Origin of the sequence: Geodermatophilus sp. YIM 151500 (assembly GCF_025716945.1) — a bacterium.
Classification (GTDB): Bacteria; Actinomycetota; Actinomycetes; order Mycobacteriales; family Geodermatophilaceae; genus YIM-151500.
In genome coordinates this window covers 1-26,622 of sequence record NZ_JAOVZT010000014.1, presented here as the reverse complement: position 1 = coordinate 26,622, position 26,622 = coordinate 1, and the positions used below count along the sequence as shown (strand labels likewise).

Genomic DNA, 26,622 nt, shown 5'->3' with positions numbered 1-26,622 from the left:
CGGCTGGCGGTGGACCGCGCCGAGCTCGAGCTGGAGCCGCTGCCGCTGTGGACCCGCTACCGCGAGGTGCCCGTCGTCCTGGGCTGATCGCCCGGCCGGCCCGCGCCGCCGAGGTCGGGCGCACCGGCCGGCCCGGGCCGCCGGCGGACCGGGTCGCCGACGGCGACCCGCCCGGGCGCCTGGACGTCGGCGTAGACCCCGAGGCAGTGCTTGGGCGTGCGGGTCACCCGGAGGACGGCGGAGCCCACCTCCAGCGTCGTGCCGACCCAGGCGCGCTCGTCGGCGCCGCCGTCGAGGTCGAGCAGCAGGTTGGCGCGCGGATCGTCGGCCGAGCAGCCCTCGGGCACGTCCCCGGCTGCGGCGCGGTCGACCGCCTGCCGGGAGACCAGGTGCACCGGGGCGACGCCTTCCCTGGCGCCGGACGGCGCCAGCTCGACGGCACGCCCCAGTGCCGCGGCGACGGTCGCGGCGTCCACGCCGGGATCGCCGGTGGCCGGCAGGCCGGCGAGCGCGGGCGCGTCCCTGCCGCGCAGCGGCGCACCGTCCGGACCGAGGACCACCCAGGTCCGGTCCCCGGCGAGACCGGCGGGGCCGACGTCCGCGGTGTCGAGGTCGCGGCCGGCCAGCGAGCGCACCGGGTAGACGCTGATCCGCGCGACCCGGCCGACGACGTCGTCCACGGGTCTCACGCTAGGCCCCTGCGGTGCGGCGCCCGGCCCCCGGCGAGGTCCTGACCCCGGCAGGACGGAGGGCCGGACCGCCGCGGCGGCCCGGCCCTCTGCCGGTGGGCGATACTGGGTTCGAACCAGTGACCTCTTCGGTGTGAACGAAGCGCTCTACCACTGAGCCAATCGCCCTCGCTGCAGCCGGTGGTGCGCTGCACCGTGGAGTGTAGCCAACCGCTCAGCGCCAGAGGGGCACCCACCCCGGCACCCAGTCGGGCACGCCGGTCAGGTGCAGGGTCACCACCAGGACGCCGTAGACGAACGCGGCCGTGGCCAACGAGACGAGCACCCGGACCCACATCCGCTGCCGGCGGAGCCACTCGCCCCAGCTGTGGACGTGCCGCTTGGTGAACTCGAGGAGCCGCTCGGCCCAGGTGAACTCCGTGGCCAGCACGAAGAGCCCGGCGATGACGGTCAGCCAGCCCGGGCCGGGGAGCGGGATCGTGACCAGGCCGAAGGCGACGACGAGGCCGCCCACCGCGCCGACCGCCGTCCGGTAGGTGTGGTCGACCGAGCGACGCGCAGCCAGCCGGCGCCGCCACCGCGTCTCGGCGACGCGCTCGCGCAGGCTGTGCACCTCGTCGGCGTCGTACCGGGCGCGCCGCTCGGCAGCGGTCTCCCGGTGCTGCTCCTCCGCATGGCGCGGCCGGGCCGGCCCGGGCGGGTCGTGCGGAGCCGTTGCCTCTCTGTCCGCTCCGCGCTCCGGCGCCGCCACCGTCTCCCGTCCGCTCAGTTGGTCACCTGCCCGCTCGCCACGATCTCCGTCGGCACCGGTGGTGCCTCCCTGCCGGGCTCCAGGCTGATGGCGTAACCAGGGAAGTCATCGAGGCCGGTGCCGCCCGAGCCTACGGCGTGCAGTTGCAGGCCGGAACGCTCGACGTCGAAGGTGCCCAGGTCCACCGGCGTGTCGCGACCGGTCCCCCACAGCACGTAGGTGGTCCGCCGGTCGTCGTTGCGGGGCAGCGTCTCGGTGACGACGTGCAGCTGCGAGTCGCGGACGACGACCGTGGCCACCGGCGGCCCGCCGTCGCCGCTGAGCGCGGCGGTGACCGTGCGGCCCGGCTCCAGCAGCGTCTCGACGACGGCGTCCTGGGCCGCCGCGGCCGACTCGGCCCGGTCCCGCGCCTGGGTGAGCGTGACGTTCCACACCCCGAGGCCGAGGATCGTGGCGACGGCCGCCGCGGCGAGCGCGACGGGCAGGACCCGCCGCAGCGCTGGGCGCCCGCTGTCGACCGGCGGCTGCGGCGGCGGCTCGGCCGTGGTGCCGGGGAGGGCGTCCGGGGGGAGCAGGTCGCGCAGCGCGGCGGCCTCCCAGGGGGCCGGGGAGACGCCGTGGTCCCACGTCCCCCTGTCCGCTCCCCCGGGATCCACCGACGCGGGGTCCACCGTCCGGGGGTCCACCGGTGCGGCGTCCGCCGGCGGGCGGACCGTCGGCCGGCGCACCTGGTCGGTCCCGGCGACCGCGGCGCGCAGTCGCGTCCGCAGCTCGTCGGACGGCTCGGCCGGCGGCAGGTCGGTGGCCATCGCCGCCATGAGCTCGGTGGTCTCGGCCACCGTGCTGGCGCAGCGCCGGCAGTCCGGCAGGTGGCGGGCGAAGCGGGTCTCGTCCTCGGGCTCCAGCGCGTGCAGCGCCCAGCCGACCGCCAGCTCGTCGAACGGCTCGTGCTCGCGCCCCGGGCGGGCGGGGAAGGCCCCGCTCACCGCCCGGTCCCCTCGACCGGGGCGGGCCCCAGCGCGCCGCCCAGGGCGTCGGCGGCCACCGCGTGGCCCAGTCCCTCGCGCAGCCGCCGCATGCCCGCGAGCATCCGCGTCTTCACCGTGCCGAGCGGCGCACCGGTCAACGCCGCGACCTCCCGCTGGGTGTAGCCGCCGTAGTAGGCCAGGGTCAGCGCTTCCCGTTGCGACGCGGGCAGCTCGCCCAGGGCCGCGCGCACCCGCGCCGCGACCACGCGGGCCGCCGCCTCGTCCTCGACGTCACGGGCGGCCGTAGGTGCGTTCAGCGCCAGGTCGTCCTCGGCGAGAGCGCGCCGGCGCCGCTGCGACTCCTCGCGGCGGACGGCGTCCACGGCCTTGTGGTGCACCATCGCCATCAGCCACGACGCGAAGGAGCCACGGCCGGCGTCGAAGGCCCCGGGATCCCGCCAGACCCCGAGGAAGACGTCCTGCAGGACGTCCTCGGCCAGCGCGTCGTCGGCGAGGATGCGCCGGGCGAGGGCGAAGGCGGGGCGGCGGAAGCGGTCGTAGAGGTCGTCGACGGCTCCCCGCTCCCCCGCGGCGATGCGCCGCAGCAGGTCGGCGTCGCCGGACCCGTGCTCGGACCGCGCTCCCGGTCGACTCACGGGTCCCATCGTCACACGCGGTGTTCGCGCCACGCACCGCACCCGGCTTCCCCCGGGCGTGCCGTCGACCGGCGTCCGGCGCGTCCGGCGACACGCCGAACGGGTGCGCCGGGAGTGACGTGAGCGACCTCCGAGGCGGCATCCGTCACCTCCGGGCCGGGTCCGTCGTTCTATGGGGCATGGCCAGCCGATGGACGCCCGGGTACACCGCACCCGTTCTGCTGCACCTGGTCGGTCCGGACTCGTGGAACGAGGTGCCGGCGCTGCTGTGCTACGACCCGGTGGACCCCTTCGCCGTCCGCGTCGTCTTCGGCGGCGGCGAGGACGCCGGAGCGGCCGACCCGGAGGCGGGGGTGAGCTGGCTGCTCGGCCGCGACCTGCTGCGCGAGGGCACCCGGCGCCCCGCCGGCCACGGCGACGTCCGGCTGTGGCCCTCGCGCGGCGCCGCCGACGTCCTGTACCTGCACCTGAGCGCGCCGTCGGGCGAGGCGCTCTTCGAGGTGTCGCGCAGCACGGTGACGGCGTTCCTCCGGGCGACCGAGGACCTGGTGCCGGTCGGTGCCGAGGCCGCCCTGCTCGACCTCGACGACGAGCTGGCGGCGATCCTGTCGAGCGGCGGCGCCGATCCGACGGGCCGCTGAGCTCGGCCGATGCGCCTGGGCCCAGCGCCGTCCCGGTCGCCGCCCGGGGCGCGGGGGACCCCCTGGTTGGAGCGTCCCGGAGCGTCGGGTAACGTTCTCCCTGCAACGCGGACGTGGCTCAGTCGGTAGAGCATCACCTTGCCAAGGTGAGGGTCGCGGGTTCGAATCCCGTCGTCCGCTCGGACCCGGGCGTCGGTCGGCAGACCGGCGCCCGTGTGCGGTGGAGTGGCCGAGAGGCGAGGCAACGGCCTGCAAAGCCGTCTACACGGGTTCAAATCCCGTCTCCACCTCGTCTCCCCCGCGGAGAACGAGCACGGAGGCGGAACCGGGGGCGGGTGACCGACGCAGCCGGCTCGGGCGATTGGCGCAGTGGTAGCGCGCTACCTTGACACGGTAGAGGTCACTGGTTCGAACCCAGTATCGCCCACCAGCACGCGGAGCCCCGGGTCATCCGACCCGGGGCTCCGCGGCGTCCGGGGTCAGGTGGTGGCCGGCACGCCGTCGGCGGCGCGGCGCATCGCCGCGACGTCGAGCTTGCGCATCTGCAGCATGGCCTGCATGGCCCGCTGGGCACGGCCCTCGTCGGCGTCGTCGAACAGCTCCTCCATGCCGGCCGGGACGACCTGCCACGAGAAGCCGTAGCGGTCCTTGAGCCAGCCGCACTGCGACTCCTCGCCGCCGTCGGTGAGCTTCTCCCAGTAGTAGTCGACCTCGGCCTGGTCGGCGCAGTTGATCTGGAACGACACGGCCTCGCTGAAGGTGAACTGCGGACCACCGTTGATGTGCACGTAGCGCTGGCCGTCGAGCTCGTACTCCACGGTCATCACCTCGCCGATCGGCCCGGGTGAGCCCTCCGGGTAGCGGGCGATCGAGACGATCCGCGAGTTCGGGAAGATCGAGCAGTAGAAGTTCGCGGCCTCCTCGGCCTGGGTGTCGAACCAGAGGTTCGGGGTGACGCGCTGCCGCGGCATGGTCGGGTCCTCTCGAGCGGTGGTCGTCGGGCGTCGTCCTTCCGACCGCCGCGGAGTGCGGAACTCATCGCACGGCCACGTCGCCGGCGCGACGGACGGACCGCCGCGGGTGCGCCGTGCCGGGCGCTCCGGGACCGGCCTCCGGCCGACGACTACGGATTGCCGCCTGACCTGGGTGTTCCTACTGTCCGGGGATGGACGTCGTCGAGGTCGTGCCGAACGCCGAGCAGTACGCCTACACCTTCGGCGGCGTGGCACCGCTGCGCCGGGTGCGGCCGGGGACGGCGCTGCGCGTGTGGTCCGACGACGCCTTCGGCGGGGTCCTCCGCTCGGTCGACGACCTCTCCGGCGACAAGGTCGACCTGCGCTTCGTCAACCCGCAGACCGGCCCCTTCCACGTCGAAGGGGCCGAGCCCGGCGACACGCTGGCGCTGCACTTCGTGGCTCTGGAACCGGCCCGCGACTGGGGCGCCTCGGCGGCCATCCCGTACTTCGGCGGGCTCACCGGCACCGACCGGGTGGCCCTGCTGCAGGAGCCGCTGCCCGACACCACCTGGATCTACGAGCTGGACCGCACACGCGGCACGGTCACCTTCACCGCCCGCCGCGGTGAGCTGCGCGTCGACCTGCCCCTGGAGCCCATGCTCGGCACCGTCGGCGTGGCACCGACCGGCGGGGAGGTGCGCAGCTCGCTGGTGCCCGAGCGGTTCGGCGGCAACATGGACTCCCCCGAGATGCGGCCGGGCGCCACCTGCTTCCTCGGCGTGAACGTCGAGGGTGCGCTGTTCTCGGTGGGTGACGGGCACTACCGGCAGGGCGAGGGCGAGGCATGCGGCACCGCCGTCGAGGGCGCGATGACCAGCACCTTCATCGTCGAGCTGATCAAGGGCGGGGCACCGCTGTGGCCGCGCATCGAGAACGACACGCACTGGATGACCGTCGGGTCGAGCCGCCCGCTCGAGGACGCCTGGCGGATCGGCATGGTGGAGCTGGTCCGCTGGTTCGGTGAGCTCTACGGCCTGGACGCGATGGACGCCTACCAGCTGCTGTCGCAGATCACCGAGGTGCCGATCGCCAACGTGGTCGACGCCAACTACAGCGCCGTGGTCAAGGCCCGCAAGTCGCTGCTGCCGGCCGCTCAGGCCTACGGCGGCCTGCACGACGAGCTGCGCGCCCGCGCCCGCGGCCTGCTCTGAGAGCCCCGACCCGCCCACCCCACCAGGAGGTAACCCCGTGGACCTGCAGCTCACCGGCGCTCGCGTGCTCGTCACCGGCGGCACGCGCGGCATCGGCCGCGCCATCGTGGAGGCCTTCCTCGACGAGGGCGCCACCGTGGAGTTCTGCGCCCGCGACGCCGCGGAGATCGAGGCCACCGAGCAGGCCCTGGCCGGGCGCGGCACGGTCTCCGGCGTCCGGCTCGACGTCCGGGACGGCGACGCGCTCACCGCCTGGGTGGCCGCCGCGGCCGAGCGGATGGGCGGCCTGGACGCCGTCGTCGCCAACGTCAGCGCGATCGCCGTCCCGGACACCGAGGAGAACTGGTACACCTCCTTCGAGGTCGACCTGATGCACACCGTGCGCCTGGCCAAGGCGGCTCTGCCGCACCTGGAGGCCAGCAGCAACGGGTCCGTCGTCGCGATCTCCAGCGTCTCGGGACGCGAGTCGGACTTCGCCTCGGGCCCCTACGGGACGATGAAGACCGCCATCGTCGGCTACATCTCGGGCCTCGCGCTGCAGGTGGCCGGCCGGGGGGTGCGGGCCAACGTCGTCTCGCCCGGCAACACCTACTTCGACGACGGGTTCTGGCAGGGCGCCGAGAAGGGCATGCCCGACCTGTACGCGACGGCGCTGGGGCTCAACCCGACGGGCCGGATGGGCACGCCGGAGGAGATGGCCCGCGCGGTGGTGTTCCTCGCCAGCCCGGTGTCGAGTTTCACCACCGGGGCCCACCTGGTCGTCGACGGGGCGCTCACCCGCGGCGTCCAGCTGTAGCAGGCTGCCGGCGTCGTCCACCCGGCTCCCACGCCGATCGCCGGCAGCAGCCACAGGACCGGCGCCTCACGGGCGAGGCCACGGGTCCGGTCCCGGTTGATCCTCACGAGCGCGCCGGCTCGACGCGCTCGGCCCAGAAGCGGTCGACCTGGGCGGCCAGGTCGTCCTCGGTGCCGCTGTTGTCCAGGACGACGTCGGCGACGGCTCGCCGCTGCGCGTCCGTGGCCTGGCTGGCGATGCGCGCGCGGGCGTCGTCCTCGCTCATGCCCCGTGCCGCGAGCCGCGCCAGGCGCGTGGCCGCGTCGGCCTCTACGACCAGCACGAGGTCGAAGGAGCCGGCCTGGCCGGTCTCGACCAGCAGCGGGATGTCCTGGACGACGACGGCGTCGGACGGCAGCCGGGCGATGACCTCGGCGGCGCGCCGGCGCACCAGCGGGTGCACGATGCCGTCGAGACGGGCCCGCGCCCCCGGGTCGGCGAACACCACCGCCGCCAGCGCGGGGCGGTCCAGACCACCGTCGGCGCCCACCACCCGTTCGCCGAAGGTCTCGGCGACCGCAGCGAGCCCGGGGGTCCCCGGAGCGACGACCTCTCGGGCCAGCTCGTCGGCGTCGACCAGGTGCGCGCCCCTGTCCACCAGAAGCCGGGCCACGGTGCTCTTCCCCGAGCCGATCCCGCCGGTCAGTCCGATGCGCAGCACGCACGGACAGTAGCCATCCACCGGAGGGCGGTCACGGAGAGGTAACGGACGCCCGAACCGCCCGGCGCGTCGCTCCAGTCACACGAGTCACGGGACTTAACGTCCGTCGCGGCGAACGACCCCCGCCGAGGAAGGCAGGACCGACCATGACCCGACAGACGACCGCCGGCTCCCCCACCGCGCGCGCCGGCCGCCGCGGAGGTCGGCACCGGCTCGGCACCCCCGGCGGGGTGCGCTGCACCGAGCTGGCCGCCGTCCGGGAGCGGATGCAGTTCGCCGGCACCGCGTCACCGCACCGCCGCTCGTTCCTGAGCTGGCTGCTCCCCGCCGTGCCGGCGGGCCGGCACACCTGGAGTTTCCTGGCCGGCTCCGGCGGCCGCCCGCGCACCGCTTTCGCGATCATCCTCAGCCTCTGAGCGAGGACCCCGTCCTCCGCACCTCGCAGGCCCGGGGTCAGCCGGCCCGTCCGGGCCGGACGGGCCGGCCCGACGGAGCCGACCCGGACGGGCCGCGACGGCCCCCTGCGGAAGGGCCGCCGTCCCCACCCACCTCCCGAGCACGGAACAGGCCTGAGAAACGCCTGAGGCCCAGGACCCCGCGGGGTCCTGGGCCTCAGGCGTTCCCGGCTCGGTGCGGACCGAGCGCGGGATCACTCCCCGCCGGCGAGCTTGGCCCGCAGCGCGGCGAGCGCCTCGTCGCTGGCCAGCGTGCCGCCGGACACCTCGGCGCCGACCGACTCGGTGCCTCCGCTGGAGTAGTTGCCACCGGCCGCGGCCTCCGCGTCGGCCGCGCGGGCGTCGGCGATCTGCTTGCGGTGCGCCTCGAAGCGGGCCTGGGCCTCGGCGTACTGCCGCTCCCACTCCTCGCGCTGCGCGTCGTAGCCCTCGCGCCACTCGCCGGTCTCCGGGTCGAAGCCCTCGGGGTAGATGTAGTTGCCCTGCTCGTCGTAGCTGGCGGCCATGCCGTAGGCGGCCGGGTCGAACTGGTCGTCCTCGCCGACGACGCCCTCGTTGGCCTGCTTGAGCGACAGCGAGATGCGGCGTCGGTCGAGGTCGATGTCGATGACCTTGACCAGGATCTCGTCGCCGACCTGCACGACCTGCTCGGGGATCTCCACGTGGCGCTCGGCCAGCTCGGAGATGTGCACCAGGCCCTCGATGCCCTCGTCGACGCGGACGAACGCACCGAACGGCACCAGCTTGGTGACCTTGCCCGGCACGACCTGGCCGATGGCGTGCGTGCGGGCGAACTGGCGCCACGGGTCCTCCTGCGTCGCCTTCAGCGACAGCGAGACCCGCTCGCGGTCGAGGTCGACGTCGAGCACCTCGACGGTGACCTCCTGGCCCACCTCGACGACCTCGGACGGGTGGTCGATGTGCTTCCAGGACAGCTCGGAGACGTGCACCAGGCCGTCGACGCCGCCGAGGTCGACGAATGCGCCGAAGTTGACGATCGAGGAGACGACGCCGGAGCGCACCTGGCCCTTGGCCAGCTTGTTGAGGAACTCGCTGCGGACCTCGGACTGGGTCTGCTCGAGCCACTGCCGCCGGGACAGGACGACGTTGTTGCGGTTCTTGTCGAGCTCGATGATCTTCGCCTCGAGCTCACGGCCGACGTAGGGCTGCAGGTCGCGGACGCGGCGCATCTCGACCAGCGACGCCGGGAGGAAGCCGCGCAGGCCGATGTCGAGGATCAGGCCACCCTTGACCACCTCGATGACGGTGCCGGTGACGACCTCGTCGGCCTCCTTCTTGGCCTCGATCGTGCCCCAGGCGCGCTCGTACTGGGCGCGCTTCTTGGACAGGATCAGCCGGCCTTCCTTGTCCTCCTTCTGGAGGACGAGGGCCTCGACCTCGTCGCCGACCTTGACGACCTCGTTGGGGTCGACGTCGTGCTTGATCGACAGCTCGCGCGAGGGGATGACGCCCTCGGTCTTGTAGCCGATGTCCAGCAGCACTTCGTCCCGGTCGACCTTGACGATGACGCCTTCGACGATGTCACCGTCGTTGAAGTACTTGATCGTCTGGTCGATCGCGGCGAGGAAGTCTTCGGCGGTGCCGATGTCGTTGACCGCGATCTGGGGGGTGCTGTCGGGACGGACCTGGGTGGAGGTCATGTGGTTGGGTGCTCCGGACGGGGGGTTGCGTAGGGACAGGACGGGCCGCGGCCGGGTGACCGCGGTGAGCGGGGAGAGCCGGCGCGCGCCGTTCCCCCGCGGCGATCCCGCTGGATCTCCCCGGACGGCAACAGCACACCAGACCTCTGGCGCATTCCCATGGTACGGACGCCCGGACGCGCGGGTCCACCTGGGTTCCCGCATCGCGGACTCACCCCGGCGTGTCACGATCGGCGTGTCATGAAGTCCGCTCCGCCGTCCGGGCCCGGGCTGCCGCTGGGGGGCGACGGCTACCCGGCGGCCGGGGGTGTCGCCCGCCGCCCGGCGGGCCGGGCCGAGTCGGTGCGGGCCAACCGCCGGTGGTGGGACGCCGCCGCGCCGGCCTACCTCGCCGAGCACGGGGCCGACCTCGGGGACGTCGACTTCCTCTGGTGTCCCGAGGGGCTGCGCGAGGCCGACGCCCGGCTGCTCGGCGACGTGGCCGGACGGCGGGTGCTCGAGCTCGGCTGCGGATCGGCGCCGTGCGCTCGCTGGTTGCGCGCCGCCGGGGCCGAGGTCGTCGCGCTCGATCTGTCCGCCGGCATGCTGGCGCGGGCCGCCGGGCTGAACGCCTCGACGGGGATCGCCGTCCCGCTGGTGCAGGCCGACGTCGGGGCGCTGCCGATCGCCGACGCGGCCGTCGACGTGGCCTGCTCGGCGTTCGGGGGGCTCCCGTTCGTCGCGGACGTCGAGGGGGCGCTGGCCGAGGTCGCGCGCGTGCTGCGGCCCGGCGGGCGGTTCGTGGCCTCGGTGAACCACCCGGTGCGCTGGCCGTTCCCCGACTCCCCGGATCCGGCGGAACTGACCGTCGTCTCGTCGTACTTCGACCGGACGCCGTACGTGGAGACCGACGACGTGGGCCGCGCCGTCTACGTCGAGCACCACCGCACTGTGGGTGACTGGGTGCGGGCCGTCGTCCGGGCGGGTCTGGTGCTCGACGACCTGGTCGAGCCGGAGTGGACGCCGGGTCGCACCGAGACCTGGGGCCAGTGGTCGCCGGCGCGCGGCGCGCTCGTGCCGGGCACGCTGATCCTGGTCTGCCGCAGGCCCGCCTGAGCACGGCCGACGACAGCCGCCGCCGGCGTGATCAGTGCGCGGCGGCGTCCCAGCTGGCGCCGAAGCCGACCGAGACCTCCAGCGGCACCGAGAGCTCGGCGGCCCCGGCCATCTCGCGGCGGACGAGCGCCTCGAGCGCCTCGCGCTCACCCGCCGCCACCTCCAGCACGAGCTCGTCGTGCACCTGCAGCAGCATCCGCGAGCGCAGTCCCTCCGCGGCGATCGCCTTCTCGACGTCCAGCATCGCGACCTTGATGACGTCGGCAGCCGATCCCTGGATCGGGGCGTTGAGCGCCATCCGCTCGGCCATCTCGCGGCGCTGCCGGTTGTCGCTGGTCAGGTCGGGCAGGTACCGCCGCCGGCCGAGGGTGGTCTCGGTGAACCCGGTCTGCCGCGCCTCGTCGACCACGCCGTCGAGGTAGTCGCGGATCCCGCCGAACCGCTCGAAGTAGGCGCGCATCTGCTCGCGGGCCTCCTCCGGGGTGATCCGCAGCTGCTGGGCCAGCCCGTACGCCGACAGCCCGTAGGCCAGGCCGTAGCTCATCGCCTTGATCCGCCGGCGCATCTCCGGGTCGACCTCGTCGATGGGGATGCCGTAGGCCCGGGAGGCGACGAAGGAGTGCAGGTCCTCCCCCGAGGTGAAGGCCTCGATCAGCCCGGCGTCACCGGACAGGTGGGCCATGATCCGCATCTCGATCTGGCTGTAGTCGGCGGTCATCAGCGTCTCGTAGCCGGCGCCGACGACGAAGGCCTGCCGGATGCGGCGCCCCTCCGCGGAGCGGATCGGGATGTTCTGCAGGTTCGGGTCGGTCGAGGAGAGCCGGCCGGTCGCGGCGATCGTCTGGTTGAACGTCGTGTGGATGCGGCCGACGTCGTCGACCATGGGCAGCAGCCCGTCGATGACCGTGCGCAGCCGGGTGACGTCGCGGTGGCGCAGCAGGTGCTCGAGGAAGGGGTGGCCGGTCTGGGCGAGCAGGTTGGTCAGCGCCTCGGCGTCGGTGGTGTACCCGCTCTTGATCCGCTTGGTCTTGGGCAGGCCGAGCTCGTCGAACAGCACCGCCTGCAGCTGCTTGGGCGATCCGAGGTTGATCTCCCGGCCGATGACCGCGTAGGCCTCGGCGGCCGCGGCGGCCACCCCGTCGGCGAACTCGCGCTGCAGCTCGTGCAGCAGGTCGACGTCGGCGGCGATGCCGCGCGCCTCCATCCGCGCCAGCACGCGGGTCAGCGGCAGCTCCAGCTCGCCGAGCAGCCGGTCGCCGCCGCGCTGGGCGAGCACCTGCTCCAACGCGTCGGACAGGTCGTTGACGGCCAGCGCCTTGAGCGCGTCGGACGTGTCGGCCTCGGCGGCCAGCTCGGCGTCGGACGGGCCCATGCCGTCCAGCGCCAGCTGGGCCTCGGGCGCGGCGACGTCCTTCAGCTCCCGCCGCAGGTACCGGACGGCGAGGTCGCCGAGGTCGAACGACCGCTGCCCGGGCAGCGCGAGGTAGGCGGCCAGCGCGGTGTCGCTGACCACCCCGGCGAGTTCCCACCCGCGCGCCCAGACCGCCAGCAGCGGGCCCTTGACCTCGTGCACGGCCTTGGCCGCCGACGGGTCGGCGAGCCACTCGGCCAGGGCCTGCTCGTCCGCCTGGTCGAGGTCGGGCCCGGTGTGGACCACGGTCGTGCGGTCGTCGGCCGCGGCCAGCGCGACGCCGGTGAGCTCACCGCCGCCGCGTCCCCACGACCCGCGGAAGACCACACCGGTGCGTCCGGTGCGGGCGTGCGCGTCGAGCCAGGCGCGCAGGCCGCCCGCCGGCACGTCGTCGACGGCGACGGCGAACCCGCCCTCGACCTCGGGTTCGGCGCTGGTGAGCGTGGCGAACAGCCGGTCGCGCAGCACCCGGAACTGCAGGTTGTCGAACAGCTGGTGGACCTCGTTGCGGTCCCACGCGCGGACGGCGAGGTCGCCGGGCCCCTGCTCCAGCGGGACGGCGCGGTCGAGCTCGGTCAGCCGGCGGTTCTGCAGCACCGAGGAGAGGTGCTCCCGCAGCTTGTCGCCGACCTTGCCCTTCACCGTGTCGACGCGGTCGACCAGGTTGTCGAGGGACCCGTACTCGCGGACCCACCTGGCCGCGGTCTTCTCCCCGACGCTCGGGATGCTCGGCAGGTTGTCGCTCGGGTCGCCGCGGAGCGCCGCGAAGTCGGGGTACTGCGCGGGTGACAGGCCGTACTTGGCCTCGACCTCCTCGGGCGTGAAGCGGGTCAGGTCGGACACGCCCTTGCGCGGGTACAGCACCGTCACGTGCTCGTTGACCAGCTGCAACGCGTCGCGGTCGCCCGTGCAGATGAGCACGTCCATGCCCTGCTCGACCGCCTGCACGGTGAGGGTGGCGATGACGTCGTCGGCCTCGTACCCCTCCGCGGTCAGCACCGGCACCCGCAGTGCGCCGAGCACCTCCTGGATCAGGCTCACCTGGCCGCGGAAGTCGGTGGGGCTCTCGGTGCGGTTGGCCTTGTACTCGGCGTAGATCTCGCTGCGGAAGGTCGTGCGGCCCACGTCGAAGGCCACCGCGAGGTGGGTCGGCTGCTCGTCGCGCAGCACGTTGATGAGCATCGACGTGAAGCCGTAGACGGCGTTGGTCGGCTGGCCGGTGGTGGTCGAGAAGTTCTCGACCGGCAGCGCGAAGAAGGCGCGGTAGGCCAGGGAGTGGCCGTCGAGCAGCAGCAGCCGGGGACGCGCCCCGGCCTGTGCGGGAGCGGCGGGAGCGGGCGTGGCGACCGGAGCGGACATCGCCGCCGATAGTAGAAGGACCCCGCTGCCCCCCCGACCCTCGCGAGCTCGGGCCGGGACCCTGCGGCGGGGCCGCCCCGGACGGGCCGGCTCGCCCGCGCCCGGGCCGGCTCGCCCGAGCCGGGCCGGCTCCGCGGCGCGTCGCTAGCGTGCTGGCCGTGGCGACCCCTCCCCCGTCCTGGGCCCCGACCGGCGCGAGCAGCCCGCTCGACGACAAGCTGGGCATCGAGATCGTCGACTTCGACCCCGACCGGCTGGTGGCGACGATGCCGGTCGAGGGCAACCAGCAGCCGTTCGGCGTGCTGCACGGCGGCGCCACCTGCGCCCTGGTCGAGACCATCGGGTCGTGGGCGGCGATGCTCGGCGTCGGGCCCGAGCGGCGCGCCGTCGGCATCGAGCTCAACGCCAGTTACCTGCGCTCGGCCACCTCCGGCGTGGTCACCGCCGTCTGCACGCCGGTGCGCCGCGGGCGCACCCTGGCCACCTTCCTCGTCGAGGTGCGCGACGAGGAGGAACGCATCACCGCGAGCGCCCGCCTCACCTGCGCCATCGTGCCGACCTGACGGGCCGGCGCTCAGCCCTCCGCGGCGAGGGTGTCCAGCGTCGGCAGCCCGCGCAGCGGGGCCGACCGCCGGCGGGACGGCGCCCGGCGCAGCAAGGGCGGGGCCAGCGCTCCGCGCCGCCACGACGCCAGCGACCGGGTCAGCGTCTCGACCGCGACGATGCGCCGCGCGGTGAGCGGTGCGAACCCCATCCGGGCCAGGAAGCGCTGCCGCTCGGCCTCGTGCCCGCCGACCGCGGCGACCAGGTGCGCGGCGCCGACCTCCTGCGCGTAGGCCGCCGCCGCGCCGAGCAGCGCGGCGCCCGCGCCCTTGCGCCGGTGGGCCCGGTGGACGACGAAGGTGTCGACCGTCACCTGCGGGCTGCCCAGCACGGTCGACAGCGGATCGGTGCCGAGGATGGCCAGGCCGACGGCGACCTCGCCGCCGTCGGCACCCTGATCGCCGGCCGGGGCGGCGGCCCCGGGCAGCACGGCGAGCACCACGCGGTGCCCCGGGTCGGCGAGCAGGCGGCCGAAACCGCCGGCCGCCGCGTCGAGCGGCGTCTGCCCGGTGAGCACGCCCTCGGCGAGCGCGTCGGTGCGGTACTGCCGGACGAGCGCGAGCACGGCGGGCAGGTCGTCGGGGCGCGCCGTGCGCGCCACCACGCGTGACCGCGAGCCGGATGCTGCCACCGGAGCCTCCCCTGGACGGTGGCCAGAGAATGCACCCCTGAGCAGCGCTCATCACGGCGACGCGCCGATCACGCACGCACTGTCACCGCAACGGCGTGTCGCGGAAAGGTCACGGGTGGGTGAGCTCGGGTCGCACACCGGCTCACCTGCGTTACCGTCCCTCATCCCATCCGCCAGGGAGGTCGAGTGACGCACGCGCCGCACCGTGCCCGCCGGCACGGTCGTCGACCGGGCTGCGCAGGGTCCGCCACGGGATCACCCGGGACAGGCAGGCGCCGCGCGGCCGGGCAGCGGTCCGCGATGGTGCGGCTGCTGCTCGTGCTGCTGTTCGCCGCGGGGCTGTCGGCGGTCGCGCCGGGCGTCGCCTCGGCGCAGAGCGAGGAGCAGCTGCTGGGCACGCTGCAGACCAGCCTCAGCGGGCCCATCGAAGGTGTCGAGATCGTCGTCACCACGCCGGACGGCGACGAGGTCGAGACGGTCGAGACCGACGAGAACGGCCGCTGGACGGTCGAACTGCCCGGGCCGGGCCAGTACGTCGTCACCCTCGACGCGGAGCAGCTGCCCGAGGGCGTGGGGCTCAGCGGCGCCGACACCCGGACGATCACCGTCGACGAGGGACGACGCCAGGGCGTGCTGTTCTCCCTGACCGACGGCAGCCGCGGCGGCGGCGGGGGCGTCCGCGCCATCCAGCTGTTCGTCGACGGGTTGCGCTTCGGCCTGCTCATCGCCATGGCGGCCGTCGGCCTCTCGCTCATCTTCGGCACCACGGGGCTGACCAACTTCGCGCACGGCGAGCTGGTCACCGCCGGCGCGCTGGTGGCGTGGTTCGTCAACGTGGGCGGCGGCGTGCCGCTGGTGGCCGCCGCGGTCATCGCGATGATCGTCGGCGCGGGCATCGGCGCGCTCAACGAGGTCGGGTTGTGGCGACCGCTGCGCCGCCGGGGCACCGGCCTGATCGCGGCACTGGTGGTCTCGATCGGCCTGTCGCTGCTGCTCCGCTACCTGTTTCAGATCATCTACGGGGGGGCGTCGGAGGCCTATGCCGACTTCCGCGGCCAGCGGGCGGTCGACTACGGGCTCTTCCGCATGACCAACGCCGACCTGGCGTCCATCGTCATCTCCCTGGGCGTGCTGCTGCTCGTGGCGGTCATGCTGCAACGCACCAAGATCGGCAAGGCGATGCGCGCGGTGGCCGACAACCGTGACCTCGCCGCGTCGTCCGGCATCAACGTCAACCAGGTGATCCTGTTCGTCTGGATGATGGGCGGTGCGCTGGCCGCCCTCGGCGGCGTGCTGCTGGGCCTGTCCGACGAGGTGCAGTGGGACATGGGCTTCCGGCTGCTGCTGCTCATGTTCGCCGGCGTCACCCTCGGCGGCCTGGGCACCGCCTACGGCGCCCTGGTCGGCAGCATCGTCGTCGGCGTCTTCGTGCAGATGTCGACGCTGGTGATCCCGAACGACGTCAAGTACGTCGGCGGGCTGCTGCTGCTGATCGTCATCCTGATCATCCGGCCCCAGGGGATCCTGGGCAGCCGCGCGCGGGTGGGCTGACACGTGGGCGAACTCCTCGACGCACTCGCGATCGCGCTCAAGGCGGGGCTGGGCTTCCAGGCCGTGCTCTTCGCGCTGCTGGCGGTCGGCATCAACATCCAGTTCGGCTACACGGGCCTGCTCAACTTCGGGCAGATCGCCTTCGCCCTGTTCGGCGGGTTCGGCATCGCCGTGTCGGTCAGCCAGTGGGGGCTGAACTTCTGGGTCGGCGTGGTGATCGGCCTCCTCGCCGCCGTCCTGCTCGCCCTGCTCCTCGGCCTGCCGACCCTGCGGCTGCGCGCCGACTACCTCGCGATCGCCACGATCGCGACGGCCGAGGGCCTGCGGCTGCTGTTCCGGTCGGTCTCCGCCACGCCGGTGACCGGCGGCACCCGCGGCCTGGCCGGCTTCAACCGCGACTTCATCGCACTGGCGCCGTGGGAGACCGCGCGCCGCTACTCGATCCTCGGCGCCACCTGGAGCGGCGGCGAGCTGTGGGTCGCCTTCGTGGGCTGGCTCCTGGTCGCCCTGGCCTGCCTGCTCGTGTGGTCGCTGGTGCGCAGCCCGTGGGGCCGGGTGGTCAAGTCCATCCGCGAGGACGAGGACGCCGTCCGGGCCCTCGGCAAGAACGTCTACGCCTACAAGATCCAGGCGCTCGTGCTCGGCGGCATCTTCGGCGCCCTCGGCGGCATGATCTACGCGGTCGGCACCGGCTCGGCGATCCCCGACCAGTACCAGAACGCGAACACGTTCCTCGCCTACGCGGCGCTGATCCTGGGCGGGGCGGCCCGCGTGCTGGGGCCGGTGGTCGGTGCGGCGATCCTGCTGTTCCTGATCCAGTTCGCGGACACCGGGCTGCGTACCCTGATCAGCAACGGGATCATCCCGGAGGGGCTGCTGTCGTCGACCGACGTGGCGCAGATCCGCTTCGTCCTGGTGGGCCTCGGACTCATGCTGCTGTTGATCTTCCGACCGCAGGGCATCTTCGGCGACCGACGAGAGGTGATGCTCGATGCCCGCTGACGAACAGCCGGGCCCGCACGGCGCCGCGACCGCGTCTACCGCCGGTGCCCCGCGCCGGCTCGCCCAGGCCGCGCTCCGCGACGTCCCGTGGGAGGTCGGGGTCGCCAAGCCCGACCCGGCCGTGGTCGTGGACGACGTCCGGCGCACCTTCGGCGGTCTGACCGCCGTGTCGGTGGACCACCTGGAGATCCAGCGCGGCGGCATCACCGGCCTGATCGGCCCCAACGGCGCCGGCAAGACCACGCTGTTCAACCTGCTGACCGGCTTCGACCAGCCCAACAGCGGCTCCTGGAGCTTCGACGGCAAGTCGCTGTCCGACCTCGGGCCGCACCAGGTGGCCCGGCTGGGCGTCGTGCGCACCTTCCAGCTCACGAAGGCGCTGTCCCGGCTGACCGTGCTGCAGAACATGCTGCTCGGTGCGCAGGACCAGAAGGGTGAGCGGTTCTTCTCCGCGCTGGTCCCCGGCCGGTGGCGGGCGCAGGAGCGGGCGAACACCGAGAAGGCCATGGAGCTGCTCGGGCGGTTCAAGCTGGACGCGAAGAAGGACGACTTCGCCGGCACGCTGTCCGGCGGCCAGCGCAAGCTGCTGGAGATGGCGCGGGCGCTGATGAGCGACCCCAAGGTCGTGATGCTCGACGAGCCGATGGCCGGCGTGAACCCGGCGCTCACCCAGAGCCTGCTCGGACACGTGAAGGACCTGCGCGAGCAGGGCATGACGGTGATCTTCGTCGAGCACGACATGGACGTCGTCCGCGACATCAGCGACTGGGTGGTCGTCATGGCCGCGGGCAAGGTGATCGCCGAGGGGCCACCCGAGTCGATCAGCCAGAACCAGGCGGTCGTCGACGCCTACCTGGGTGCCCACCACGACGCCCCCCTCACCATCGAGGAGGAGGACCAGGTGCTCGCCGAGGCCGTGGCGCGCATCGCCGAGGAGGAGGGGGCCGAGATCAGCTCCGACGACGGGGAGAAGGCCCGATGACCGACCCGCGGCACAGCACCGATCCCGCCCTCGAGTTCGACCGGCCGGTCGAGCAGGAGCCCGGGGCGGTCGACGCCGAGGCGCCACCCGCTGCCGCGACCGGCGAGCTCACGCCCGCGGAGAAGGCGGCGACCCGCGAGGAGCACGTGCGGCTCGCCGAGGGGGCCCTGGTACGGGCCGACGAGCTCGTCGCCGGCTACCTGCCCGGCGTGAACATCCTGCGGGGGTGCGACTTCTACCTGCAGGACGGCGAGCTGGTCGGCATCATCGGCCCCAACGGGGCCGGCAAGTCGACGCTGCTCAAGACCCTCTTCGGGCTCATCCCGGTCCGGTCGGGGTCGGTGACGCTGCGGGGCGAGGACATCACCTCGGCCCCGGCGCACCGGCTGGTGTCGCTCGGTGTCGGGTACGTGCCGCAGAACAACAACGTGTTCCCCTCGCTGACCATCGAGGAGAACATGCAGATGGGCGTCTACCTGCGGCCCAAGACGTTCAAGGAGCGCTTCGACTACGTCGTCGAGCTGTTCCCGCTGCTGGGTGAGCGGCGCAAGGGCAAGGCCGGGTCGCTGTCGGGCGGTGAACGGCAGATGGTCGCCATGGGCCGGGCGTTGATGATGGATCCGTCGGTCCTGCTGCTCGACGAGCCGTCGGCCGGCCTCTCCCCCGCCTACCAGGACGAGGTCTTCATCCGGTGCCGGCGGATCAACGCCACCGGCGTGTCGATCATCATGGTCGAGCAGAACGCCCGCCGGTGCCTGCAGATCTGCGACCGCGGGTACGTGCTCGACCAGGGCCGCAACGCCTACACCGACACCGGCGACTCGCTGATGCACGACCCCAAGGTCATCGAGCTCTACCTGGGCACGCTCGCCAAGGCCCACTAGGCCGCCCGTCGGCGGGACCGGCCGGTCCGGCGCACCGGCTCGGAGGAGGGCGGGCCGCGTCCGTGGCCGCACGCCCAGGGTGGTGCCCACCGGCCGCGTGGCGCGCCTTCTGACGCGCACGGCCGGGCGTGCCGCGCGGCGGCCGGGACGGGTACTGGCCGGCCATGAACTGGATCTGGGACCTGCGCTCGCGCGACGGCGGCATGAACGGGCTGGAGTTCGCGCGGGCGACCACCGCGGGCGGCTTCCGCCGCGTCCTGGTGCACGCCGCGCCGGCGCAGCTGTCGGTGTCGGTCACCACCGACCGGGGCGAGGTCGTCGTGCGCGGCGACAGCGACCGCACCGCGGCGTACTCGCCGATCACGCTGCTGGAGCTCGCGCCGCCCGACCGGGTCGACCGCGCCGAGGTGTGGCCGGACCCCGACCACGTCGGGCTGCCCGTCCTGCTGCCCGGCGGCGAGGTCGGCGTCCTCCTCGCCTGGGAGCACGCCGACGACCACAGCTGGTGGCGCTGGTCGGTGGAGTTCTCCAACCACACCGGCCGCCCGGCCGACTGGGCGCCGCCGGGCCAGCGGCTGCAGCGCTGATCCGCCGCGCCGATCCACGGCGCCGTCGCCGGATGCGGAACGGCCCGGCACCGCACGCGGTGCCGGGCCGTCCCGGTCGTCACGCCGGGTCGGTGACCCGGCGTGCCGGCTCAGCGCGCGGGGCCGATGCCCTGCGCGTTGAGGCCCTCGATGATGCGGGCCGACTCCTCGAAGCCGATCACCACGATGGCGTCGGGGTTGAAGTTGACCATCTCCTGGACCTCGCTGTCGAAGTTGGCCGCCTGCGGGTCGTAGATGATCGACTGGATGTCGTCCTCCGCGAGCCCGCTCTCGATCAGGTTGTTGCGGGTGTTCTCCGCGAGGCCGGTGCCGTACGGGTCGTTCAGGGCCAGGATGCCGACGGTGTTGTTGCCGTCCGCGATGATCAGGTCGGCCAGCGCCCGCGCCTGCAGGGTGTCCGGGGGCGCCGTGCGGAAGTACAGGTTGTTGTCGTTGTACGTGGTGAACTGGTCGGACGTGTTCGCCGGCGAGAACTGCAGCACGCCCGCCCCGGTGATCGCGTCGATGACCGTCAGGCTCACGCCGGACGACGCGGCGCCGATGATCGCGTCGACGTTGGCCTGCAGCAGCCGGTCGACGGTCTGGGTGGCCGTGTCGGTCGACGTGTCGCCCGAGTCACCCTCGACGATCTGGACCGGCTGGCCCAGCACGCCACCGGCGGCGTTGATGTCGTTGACGGCCAGGCGGGCGCCGGCGACCTCCGGCGGGCCGAGGAAGGCCAGGTTGCCGGTCAGCGGCAGCAGGGTGCCGATGACCAGCGGGTCGGCCGACGTGGTGCCGGGGGCTGCGGGCGCCGGGCCCTCGTCGGTGGCCGCCTCGGCCTCGTCGCCGGTGAGCACGTACTCGGTGGCGGTGTCGTCGAGCTGGTTCTCCTCGCCGAACTGCAGGATGCCGAAGCTCGCCTGCGCCGGCTCGCCGGCCTGGGTGAAGCTCAGCGGACCGGAGATGCCGTCGTAGTCGGGGTTGCCCCCACCGTTGATGATCTCCAGGCAGCTCGCGAAGTCGCTGCACGTGTCGCCGCCGAACGTGATGCCGTTGACGTAGGGCGCGAAGGCCGACGCCTCGGTGCTGCCGGACAGCTGCGCGGCCAGCGCGGTGATGACGATGGCGTCGTAGGTCTCGCCGGCGTAGTTGTAGTCCTGCAGGTTCGGGTCGACCTCGAGCAGCCGGTCGGTGAAGTCGGAGCCGAGCTCGGTGAGCGGCGTGGTGCCCCGCATGCCGGCCAGGGCGCCCTGCTCGGAGAACGACTCCCCGAGGGCGTTGCCCATGTTGCCGTCGGTGCCGTAGATGTTGACCTGCTTCTCGCCGCCTCCACCACCTCCACCGGTGGCGGTGCCTTCCTCGCCGCCACCGCCGCACGCGGTGAGCGCCAGCAGCGCAGCACCGCTCACGGCGATGCTGCGGGCAGTGAAGCCAGTGCGCATCGAGCAACTCCCAGTGTCCTCGAGGGGCGGCGTCGCAGCGCCGATCCCGGCAGGGATCGCCGTCGGACGCCCGATCGGTGCGCAGAACCTAACTGCCATGCGCGCAAGTGCACCCGCCCGGGCACCAGCCGTGATGAGGTCGTGACCTCGATCGGAGTGCTCGAGACCGGAGGGACGGTCCTCGTCCGCCCTGCGTCAGGCGGTGGACCCCTCGGCGGCCGGGTCGCTCTCGAGGATCGTCTGCGCGAGCGCCCGCATGGACGTGCGCTCGTTCATCGCCGTCCGCTGGATGTGCCGGAAGGCCTCGGCCTCGGTGATGCCCCGCTCGGCCATGAGCTTCCCCTTGGCCTTCTCGATCACCTTCCGCGCTTCGAGCCGCTCCTCGAGGGTGCGGACCTCCGCGTCGAGGCCGGTGATCTCGGCGAACCGGGCGCGGGCCACCTCGATGGCGGGCACGAGGTCGTTCTTCGAGAAGGGCTTGACGAGGTAGGCCATGGCGCCGGCGTCGCGGGCCCGCTCGACGAGCTCGCGCTGGCTGAACGCGGTGAGCACGATCACCGGAGCGATCCGGTCGGTGGCGATCCGCTCGGCGGCGCTCAGGCCGTCGAGCACGGGCATCTGGATGTCGAGGATGACCAGGTCGGGGCTGAGCTCCCTCGCCTGCTCGATCGCCTGCTGACCGTCGCCGGCCTCGGCGACGACGGCGTACCCCTCCTCCTCCAGCATCTCCTTGAGGTCGAGGCGGATCAGCGCCTCGTCCTCGGCGATGAGAACCCGTGTCGGCTGGCTCGTCACGCGTCGGAGCCTAGCGATGGCGGAGCCGGACCACCCCCCGGCTACGCTGCTGGGCGGCCGGTCGCCCGGCGAGCCCCCGTACCCCAATCGGCAGAGGGAGCGGATTCAAAACCCGCGCAGTGTGCGTTCGAGTCGCACCGGGGGCACCCCGTCACCGCGGTCCTCCGGACCGCACCGCGGCCCCGTCGTCCTCCGGACCGCACCGCGGCCCCGTCGTCCTCCGGACCGCACCGCGGCACCGTCGTCCTCCGGACGGCACGCGGCCGGGTGCCGTCCGCCCGTAGCGTGGAGCCCCACCTCCCCGTGCTGCAGGGAGGTCGGGCCCCGGACGGGCGACCAGAGGCCTGGTTCCCCGCAGTCGGTCCCGGCCCCGGCCGCCCCGACGGGACCCGGCGGTCACGCAATACGGTGAGCCGGTGACCGACCCCTCCGCCGCAGCCCCGCACATGACCGCCGAGGAGTTCCGGCGGCACGGCCACGAGGTCGTCGACTGGATCGCCGACTACTGGACCCGGGTCGGGTCGCTCCCCGTCCGCTCGCCGCTCGGGCCCGGCGAGGTGCGCGCCGCGCTCCCGGCGTCCCCACCCGAGCGCGGCGAGCCGTTCGCCTCCGTGCTGGCCGATCTCGACCGCGTCGTCGTGCCCGGGACGACGCACTGGCAGCACCCCGGCTTCTTCGGCTACTTCCCCGCCAACACCTCCGGGCCGTCCGTGCTCGGCGACCTGGTCTCGGCCGGCCTGGGCGTCCAGGGCATGTCGTGGGTGACCAGCCCGGCGTGCACCGAGCTCGAGCAGCACGTGCTCGACTGGTTCGCCGACCTCCTGAGCCTGCCGGCCTCGTTCCGGTCGACCGGCGCCGGCGGCGGCGTGATCCAGGACTCCAGCTCCGGTGCCAACCTGGTCGCCCTGCTGGCCGCGCTGCACCGGGCCAGCGGTGGCGCCACCGTGCGCGGTGGCGTGCAGCCGGAGCGGGCGACCGTCTACGTCTCGGCCGAGACCCACTCGTCGATGGAGAAGGCGGTGCGGATCGCCGGGCTGGGCTCCGACGCCGTCCGCATCGTCGAGGTCGACGACGACCTGGCGATCCGCCCCGCCGCCCTGGCCGCGCGGCTGGAGCGGGACCTCGCCCGCGGCTTCCGGCCGGTACTGGTGTGCGCCACCGTGGGCACGACCTCGACCACGGCGGTCGACCCGCTGGCGCAGCTCGGCCCGATCTGCCGCGACCACGGCGTCTGGCTGCACGTCGACGCGGCCTACGCCGGCGTGACCGGGCTGGTCCCCGAGCTGCGCCCGCTGCAGGCCGGTGTCGAGTGGGCCGACAGCTACACCACGGACGCGCACAAGTGGCTGCTGACCGGCTTCGACGCCACGCTGTTCTGGGTCGCCGACCGGGCCGCGCTGACCGGCGCCCTGGCGATCCTGCCCGAGTACCTGCGCAACTCCGCCACCGACGCGGGCGCCGTCGTCGACTACCGCGACTGGCAGATCGAGCTGGGCCGGCGCTTCCGCGCCCTCAAGCTGTGGTTCGTGCTGCGCTGGTACGGGGCGGAGGGGCTGCGCGCCCACCTGCGTGCCCACGTGGCGTGGGCGCAGGAGCTGGCCGGCTGGGCGGACGCCGACGACCGCTTCGACGTCGTCGCCCCGCACCCGTTCTCGCTGGTGTGCCTGCGTCCGCGGTGGGCCGACGGGGTGGACGCCGACGTGGCCACCATGACGCTGCTCGAGCGGCTCAACGACGGCGGCGAGGTCTTCCTCACCCACACGACCGTGGGCGGGCGGGTCGCGTTGCGGATCGCGGTCGGGGCGCCCGCGACGACCCGGGCGCACGTCGAGCGGGTGTGGGCGCTGCTGGGCGAGGGCCACGACTGGCTGGCGGCCGACTTCGCCGAGCAGGCCGCCGAGCGCACGCGGGAGGCGGCGGAGCGGGCGGCCCGGGCCGAGGCCGACGCCGCTGCCCGGGCCGCCCGGGCGGCCGAGGCGGCCGCCGCGCAGGCCGCGGTCGCCGCCGACCGGGCGGAGGACGCCGCGGGCGGGCCCGCCGGAGCCCCCGCGCCCGAGGCGGCCCCGGCACCCGACGTCCTTCCGGCACCCGACGTCCTTCCGGCGCCCGACGCCGTCCCGTCTCCCGGCGCGCCGGACGACACCATGCCCGCCACCCCCGCCGTGACCACGCCGCCTGCGGTGACCACGCCGCCTGCGGTGCCCACGCCACCCGAGGTGCCCGCCGCCCAGGACGAGACCACGGCCCAGGCGACCGCCCAGGAGAGCCTGGCCGGTGCGGCCCGGCCGGACGGGGACCGACCGGGCGGCTGACCGGGTCCGTCGCCGCCGACGGTGTGCGCCACGTGCCCATCCGGCGCCCGACCTGCACCCCGGCGCACACCGGCGGACGGCGTCAGGCCTCCCGCAGCCGGATCAGGCCCTCCTGCGCCACCGTCGCGACGTGCGTGCCGTCGAGCGCCCACACGTGGCCGAGGCAGAGCGCCCGTCCGGCGGAGGCAGCGGGACTGTCGGTCTCGTACAGGAACCACTCGTCGGCGCGCACCGGCGCGTGGAACCAGACCGCGTGGTCGAGGCTCGCCCCGACGTAGCGCCCGCCCCACCCGCCGCCGAGCCGCGCCAGCCCCGCCGACAGCAGCGTCAGATCGCTCGCGAACGTCAGCGCGGCGGCCTGCACGGCGGGGTCGTCGGGCAGCCGGCCGGCCACCCGCATCCACACCCGGGTCCGGGTGTCCGGGTGGGTCTTGGGCTCCGGCGCGAACGGGTCCTCCAGCAGCCGCTGCTCGATGGCCCGGCTGATCAGCAGGGCGTCGGCGGAGACGTCCGGGTGGTCGGCGGCCACCTCGGCCAGCGAGGGCAGCGTCTCCGGATCCGGCACGTCGGGCTTCGGCAGCGCGTGCGCGGCCACCGGCTCCTCCCCGGCCGTGAAGTCGGCGGTCAGCGCGAAGATGGCGACGTCCTCGCCCCTGCGGTGCTGGCGGGCGATCACCCGCCGGGTGCTGAACGAGCGGCCGTCGCGGATCCGGTCGACGGCGTAGCGGATCTCCTCGTGGGGGTCACCGGGGCGCAGGAAGTAGGAGTGCAGGCTGTGCACACCCCGTTCGGCCGGCACGGTGCGGCCCGCGGCCATCAGCGCCTGGCCGGCCACCTGCCCGCCGAAGATGCGCTGCAACTGCGTCGTCGGCGTCTGCCCCACGAAGACGTCGGGGTCGCGCTCCTCCAGGTCGAGCACCGCCATGAGCGCGGCCGCCTGGCTGCCGCCCAGCAGGTCGGTCACGCGGGCGTCCCGGTCCGACCGGTCGCGCTCACGAGTCGGTGCCCACCTCGTGCACGCGGATGAGGTTCGTGGAGCCGCTCGTGTTGGGCGGGCTGCCGGCGACCACCACGACCCGGTCGCCGTCGCGGAGCCTGCCGATCGACAGCAGCGAGAAGTCGACCTGCCGCACCATGTCGTCGGTGTGCTGGACCGACGGCACCAGGAACGTCTCCACCCCCCACGACAGCGCCAGCTGGCTGCGCACCCGCCCGTCGACGGTGAAGGCCAGCAGCGGCTGACGCGGGTGCAGCGCGGCCAGCCGGCGGGCGGTGTCACCGGACTGCGTGAACGCGGCGAGCGCCTTCACCGTGAGCGCCTCGGCGACGTCGCGGGCGGCGCGCACGATCGCGCCCGACCGGGACCGGGACCTGCGCTGCAGCTCGGGGACGCCCACGCTGCCGGACTCGACGGCGGCGATGATCCGGTCCATCGTGCGCACCGTCGCGATGGGGTGCTTGCCCACGGAGGTCTCCCCCGACAGCATCACCGCGTCGGTGCCGTCGAGGACGGCGTTGGCGACGTCGGAGGCCTCGGCCCGGGTGGGCCGCGAGTTGCTGATCATCGACTCGAGCATCTGGGTGGCCACGATCACCGGCTTGTTCCGCTCGCGGGCCGCCTGGATGGCCCGCTTCTGCACCAGCGGCACCTCCTCCAGCGCCAGCTCCACCCCGAGGTCGCCGCGGGCCACCATGACCCCGTCGAACGCCTCGACGATCTCGTCGAGGCGCTCGACCGCCTCCGGCTTCTCCAGCTTGGCGATGACCGGCACCTCGACGTCCTCCTGGCGCATGATCTCCCGCACCAGCTCGACGTCCTCGGGACGGCGCACGAACGAGAGCGCGATGAAGTCGACCGACAGGTGCAGGGCGAAGCGCAGGTCCTCCTCGTCCTTCTCCGACAGCGCGGGGACGCTCACCGCGACGCCGGGCAGCGACAGGCCCTTGTTGTTCGACACCTCGCCGCCCTCGACCACGAGGCAGAACACGTCCGGGCCCTCGACGCCGACGACGGTCAGCGCCAGCTTCCCGTCGTCCACCAGCAGCCGGTCACCGACGCGGACGTCGTCGGCCAGTCCCTTGTAGGTGGTCGACACCCGGGCGGCGGTGCCCTCGACGTCCTCGACGGTGATGCAGACCTGGGTGCCGGTGCTCCAGTGGACCGGGCCCTCGGCGAACGTGCCCAGGCGGATCTTGGGTCCCTGCAGGTCGGCGAGGATGGCGACGGCGTGACCGGTCGTGTCGGACGCCTCGCGGACCATCCGGTAGGCCTTCTCGTGGTCGGCGTGCGCCCCGTGGCTGAAGTTCAGCCGGGCGACGTCCATGCCGGACTCGACGAGGGCCCGGACCTGCTCGGGGGAGCTGGTGGCCGGACCCAGGGTGCAGACGATCTTCGCGCGGCGCGACATGGGGAGAACGCTAGCGGCGTGGCGGCCGCCACGCCGGGGTGGATCCGTCGCGGTGACCGCGACGGATCCACCC

At 73.9% G+C, this 26,622-nt stretch carries 25 protein-coding genes and 5 tRNA genes; 16 read left to right on the top strand and 14 right to left on the bottom strand.

The genetic code is table 11. From position 1 onward, the window contains the following. Positions 1–56: 56 nt before the first annotated feature. The 5 genes from OF117_RS18915 to OF117_RS18895 form a co-directional block, all read right to left on the bottom strand. Positions 57–680: an MOSC domain-containing protein gene (locus OF117_RS18915; protein ID WP_263554398.1), complete on the bottom strand. Its 624-nt coding sequence runs from the start codon at positions 678–680 to the stop codon at positions 57–59. Between the two features lie 105 nt (positions 681–785). Further along, positions 786–857: transfer RNA gene (locus tag OF117_RS18910), tRNA-Val, on the bottom strand. A 46-nt stretch (positions 858–903) separates the two neighbouring features. Continuing rightward, complete coding sequence (locus tag OF117_RS18905) at positions 904–1,440, bottom strand: TIGR02611 family protein (RefSeq protein WP_263554397.1); 537 nt, start codon at positions 1,438–1,440, stop codon at positions 904–906. A 14-nt stretch (positions 1,441–1,454) separates the two neighbouring features. After that, a complete protein-coding gene (locus OF117_RS18900) occupies positions 1,455–2,426 on the bottom strand; it encodes an anti-sigma factor domain-containing protein (RefSeq protein WP_263554396.1) in 972 nt (323 codons plus the stop codon). Then, on the bottom strand, positions 2,423–3,073 hold the full coding sequence (locus tag OF117_RS18895; RefSeq protein ID WP_263554395.1) for a sigma-70 family RNA polymerase sigma factor: 651 nt from the start codon (positions 3,071–3,073) through the stop codon (positions 2,423–2,425). The genes OF117_RS18900 and OF117_RS18895 overlap by 4 nt, the downstream gene beginning before the upstream one ends. 170 nt (positions 3,074–3,243) lie before the next feature. Between OF117_RS18895 and OF117_RS18890 the strand changes: the two genes are divergently transcribed. The 4 genes from OF117_RS18890 (at position 3,244) to OF117_RS18875 (ending at position 4,135) form a co-directional block, all read left to right on the top strand. Beyond that, the gene (locus OF117_RS18890; RefSeq protein WP_263554394.1) at positions 3,244–3,705 is read left to right on the top strand and encodes an SsgA family sporulation/cell division regulator; all 462 of its coding nucleotides are present in this window, start codon (positions 3,244–3,246) and stop codon (positions 3,703–3,705) included. Between the two features lie 107 nt (positions 3,706–3,812). Next, positions 3,813–3,885, top strand: a tRNA-Gly gene (locus tag OF117_RS18885). Between the two features lie 39 nt (positions 3,886–3,924). Beyond that, positions 3,925–3,995, top strand: a tRNA-Cys gene (locus tag OF117_RS18880). A 65-nt stretch (positions 3,996–4,060) separates the two neighbouring features. Continuing rightward, a tRNA-Val gene (locus OF117_RS18875) sits at positions 4,061–4,135 on the top strand. Between the two features lie 49 nt (positions 4,136–4,184). Here the strand turns inward: OF117_RS18875 and OF117_RS18870 are convergent. Beyond that, positions 4,185–4,676 carry a VOC family protein gene (locus tag OF117_RS18870; protein ID WP_263554393.1) on the bottom strand — a complete coding sequence of 164 codons (492 nt, stop codon included), beginning with the start codon at positions 4,674–4,676 and terminating at the stop codon, positions 4,185–4,187. Positions 4,677–4,870: 194 nt separating this feature from the next. Between OF117_RS18870 and OF117_RS18865 the strand changes: the two genes are divergently transcribed. Beyond that, on the top strand, positions 4,871–5,872 hold the full coding sequence (locus OF117_RS18865) for an acetamidase/formamidase family protein (protein ID WP_263554392.1): 1,002 nt from the start codon (positions 4,871–4,873) through the stop codon (positions 5,870–5,872). A 37-nt stretch (positions 5,873–5,909) separates the two neighbouring features. Then, positions 5,910–6,668 (top strand): SDR family NAD(P)-dependent oxidoreductase, encoded by a 759-nt coding sequence (locus tag OF117_RS18860; RefSeq protein WP_263554391.1) that lies wholly within the window; start codon positions 5,910–5,912, stop codon positions 6,666–6,668. Between the two features lie 103 nt (positions 6,669–6,771). On the opposite strand, the gene coaE is transcribed toward OF117_RS18860, so the two are convergent. Then, positions 6,772–7,368 carry a dephospho-CoA kinase gene (gene coaE / locus OF117_RS18855; protein ID WP_263554390.1) on the bottom strand — a complete coding sequence of 199 codons (597 nt, stop codon included), beginning with the start codon at positions 7,366–7,368 and terminating at the stop codon, positions 6,772–6,774. Between the two features lie 146 nt (positions 7,369–7,514). On the opposite strand from coaE, the gene OF117_RS18850 reads away from it, so the two are divergent. Further along, positions 7,515–7,784, top strand: a complete 270-nt coding sequence (locus tag OF117_RS18850) for a hypothetical protein (RefSeq protein WP_263554389.1) — start codon at positions 7,515–7,517, stop codon at positions 7,782–7,784. 233 nt (positions 7,785–8,017) lie between these two features. On the opposite strand, the gene rpsA is transcribed toward OF117_RS18850, so the two are convergent. Further along, complete coding sequence (rpsA, locus tag OF117_RS18845; protein WP_263554388.1) at positions 8,018–9,484, bottom strand: 30S ribosomal protein S1; 1,467 nt, start codon at positions 9,482–9,484, stop codon at positions 8,018–8,020. A gap of 240 nt (positions 9,485–9,724) precedes the next feature. On the opposite strand from rpsA, the gene OF117_RS18840 reads away from it, so the two are divergent. Further along, entirely contained in the window at positions 9,725–10,579 is an 855-nt protein-coding gene (locus tag OF117_RS18840; RefSeq protein WP_263554387.1) for a class I SAM-dependent methyltransferase, read from the top strand. Between the two features lie 31 nt (positions 10,580–10,610). Here the strand turns inward: OF117_RS18840 and polA are convergent, their stop codons facing one another. Continuing rightward, on the bottom strand, positions 10,611–13,349 hold the full coding sequence (polA, locus tag OF117_RS18835) for a DNA polymerase I (protein ID WP_263554386.1): 2,739 nt from the start codon (positions 13,347–13,349) through the stop codon (positions 10,611–10,613). A 158-nt stretch (positions 13,350–13,507) separates the two neighbouring features. Here polA and OF117_RS18830 point away from each other — a divergent pair, with 158 nt between their 5' ends. Continuing rightward, positions 13,508–13,912, top strand: a complete 405-nt coding sequence (locus OF117_RS18830) for a PaaI family thioesterase (RefSeq protein WP_263554385.1) — start codon at positions 13,508–13,510, stop codon at positions 13,910–13,912. Positions 13,913–13,923: 11 nt separating this feature from the next. Here the strand turns inward: OF117_RS18830 and OF117_RS18825 are convergent, their stop codons facing one another. Further along, positions 13,924–14,583: a GNAT family N-acetyltransferase gene (locus OF117_RS18825; RefSeq protein WP_263554384.1), complete on the bottom strand. Its 660-nt coding sequence runs from the start codon at positions 14,581–14,583 to the stop codon at positions 13,924–13,926. Positions 14,584–14,883: 300 nt separating this feature from the next. Between OF117_RS18825 and OF117_RS18820 the strand changes: the two genes are divergently transcribed. The 5 genes from OF117_RS18820 to OF117_RS18800 all read left to right on the top strand — a co-directional run bounded on the left by OF117_RS18820 (position 14,884) and on the right by OF117_RS18800 (position 19,589). After that, on the top strand, positions 14,884–16,134 hold the full coding sequence (locus OF117_RS18820) for a branched-chain amino acid ABC transporter permease (protein ID WP_263554383.1): 1,251 nt from the start codon (positions 14,884–14,886) through the stop codon (positions 16,132–16,134). A gap of 3 nt (positions 16,135–16,137) precedes the next feature. After that, a complete protein-coding gene (locus OF117_RS18815) occupies positions 16,138–17,136 on the top strand; it encodes a branched-chain amino acid ABC transporter permease (RefSeq protein ID WP_263554382.1) in 999 nt (332 codons plus the stop codon). Continuing rightward, positions 17,126–18,118, top strand: a complete 993-nt coding sequence (locus OF117_RS18810; protein ID WP_263554381.1) for an ABC transporter ATP-binding protein — start codon at positions 17,126–17,128, stop codon at positions 18,116–18,118. The genes OF117_RS18815 and OF117_RS18810 overlap by 11 nt, the downstream gene beginning before the upstream one ends. Further along, a complete protein-coding gene (locus OF117_RS18805; RefSeq protein WP_263554380.1) occupies positions 18,115–19,002 on the top strand; it encodes an ABC transporter ATP-binding protein in 888 nt (295 codons plus the stop codon). Before OF117_RS18810 ends, OF117_RS18805 begins: the two co-directional genes overlap by 4 nt. A gap of 164 nt (positions 19,003–19,166) precedes the next feature. Further along, positions 19,167–19,589, top strand: a complete 423-nt coding sequence (locus OF117_RS18800) for a hypothetical protein (RefSeq protein WP_263554379.1) — start codon at positions 19,167–19,169, stop codon at positions 19,587–19,589. A gap of 110 nt (positions 19,590–19,699) precedes the next feature. Here OF117_RS18800 and OF117_RS18795 read toward each other — a convergent pair whose 3' ends face one another. After that, positions 19,700–21,034, bottom strand: coding sequence for an ABC transporter substrate-binding protein (locus OF117_RS18795; protein ID WP_263554378.1), 1,335 nt, complete (start codon positions 21,032–21,034; stop codon positions 19,700–19,702). A 195-nt stretch (positions 21,035–21,229) separates the two neighbouring features. After that, on the bottom strand, positions 21,230–21,829 hold the full coding sequence (locus tag OF117_RS18790) for an ANTAR domain-containing response regulator (protein WP_263554377.1): 600 nt from the start codon (positions 21,827–21,829) through the stop codon (positions 21,230–21,232). 72 nt (positions 21,830–21,901) lie between these two features. Between OF117_RS18790 and OF117_RS18785 the strand changes: the two genes are divergently transcribed. Beyond that, positions 21,902–21,975, top strand: a tRNA-Leu gene (locus OF117_RS18785). Between the two features lie 270 nt (positions 21,976–22,245). Next, entirely contained in the window at positions 22,246–24,141 is a 1,896-nt protein-coding gene (locus tag OF117_RS18780) for an aminotransferase class V-fold PLP-dependent enzyme (RefSeq protein ID WP_263554376.1), read from the top strand. A gap of 82 nt (positions 24,142–24,223) precedes the next feature. Here the strand turns inward: OF117_RS18780 and OF117_RS18775 are convergent, their stop codons facing one another. Beyond that, entirely contained in the window at positions 24,224–25,105 is an 882-nt protein-coding gene (locus tag OF117_RS18775; RefSeq protein WP_263554375.1) for an acyl-CoA thioesterase, read from the bottom strand. A gap of 28 nt (positions 25,106–25,133) precedes the next feature. Next, positions 25,134–26,549 carry a pyruvate kinase gene (pyk, locus tag OF117_RS18770; protein ID WP_263554374.1) on the bottom strand — a complete coding sequence of 472 codons (1,416 nt, stop codon included), beginning with the start codon at positions 26,547–26,549 and terminating at the stop codon, positions 25,134–25,136. Positions 26,550–26,622 lie beyond the last annotated feature (73 nt).

Coding starts and splice junctions, on each gene's coding strand:
- OF117_RS18895 (WP_263554395.1), bottom strand. CDS start 3,073: ATGGGACCCGTGAGTCGACCGGGAGCGCGGTCCGAGCACGGGTCCGGC.
- OF117_RS18890 (WP_263554394.1), top strand. CDS start 3,244: ATGGCCAGCCGATGGACGCCCGGGTACACCGCACCCGTTCTGCTGCAC.
- OF117_RS18870 (WP_263554393.1), bottom strand. CDS start 4,676: ATGCCGCGGCAGCGCGTCACCCCGAACCTCTGGTTCGACACCCAGGCC.
- OF117_RS18865 (WP_263554392.1), top strand. CDS start 4,871: ATGGACGTCGTCGAGGTCGTGCCGAACGCCGAGCAGTACGCCTACACC.
- OF117_RS18850 (WP_263554389.1), top strand. CDS start 7,515: ATGACCCGACAGACGACCGCCGGCTCCCCCACCGCGCGCGCCGGCCGC.
- rpsA (WP_263554388.1), bottom strand. CDS start 9,484: ATGACCTCCACCCAGGTCCGTCCCGACAGCACCCCCCAGATCGCGGTC.
- OF117_RS18840 (WP_263554387.1), top strand. CDS start 9,725: ATGAAGTCCGCTCCGCCGTCCGGGCCCGGGCTGCCGCTGGGGGGCGAC.
- polA (WP_263554386.1), bottom strand. CDS start 13,349: ATGTCCGCTCCGGTCGCCACGCCCGCTCCCGCCGCTCCCGCACAGGCC.
- OF117_RS18820 (WP_263554383.1), top strand. CDS start 14,884: ATGGTGCGGCTGCTGCTCGTGCTGCTGTTCGCCGCGGGGCTGTCGGCG.
- OF117_RS18810 (WP_263554381.1), top strand. CDS start 17,126: ATGCCCGCTGACGAACAGCCGGGCCCGCACGGCGCCGCGACCGCGTCT.
- OF117_RS18805 (WP_263554380.1), top strand. CDS start 18,115: ATGACCGACCCGCGGCACAGCACCGATCCCGCCCTCGAGTTCGACCGG.
- OF117_RS18800 (WP_263554379.1), top strand. CDS start 19,167: ATGAACTGGATCTGGGACCTGCGCTCGCGCGACGGCGGCATGAACGGG.
- OF117_RS18795 (WP_263554378.1), bottom strand. CDS start 21,034: ATGCGCACTGGCTTCACTGCCCGCAGCATCGCCGTGAGCGGTGCTGCG.
- pyk (WP_263554374.1), bottom strand. CDS start 26,549: ATGTCGCGCCGCGCGAAGATCGTCTGCACCCTGGGTCCGGCCACCAGC.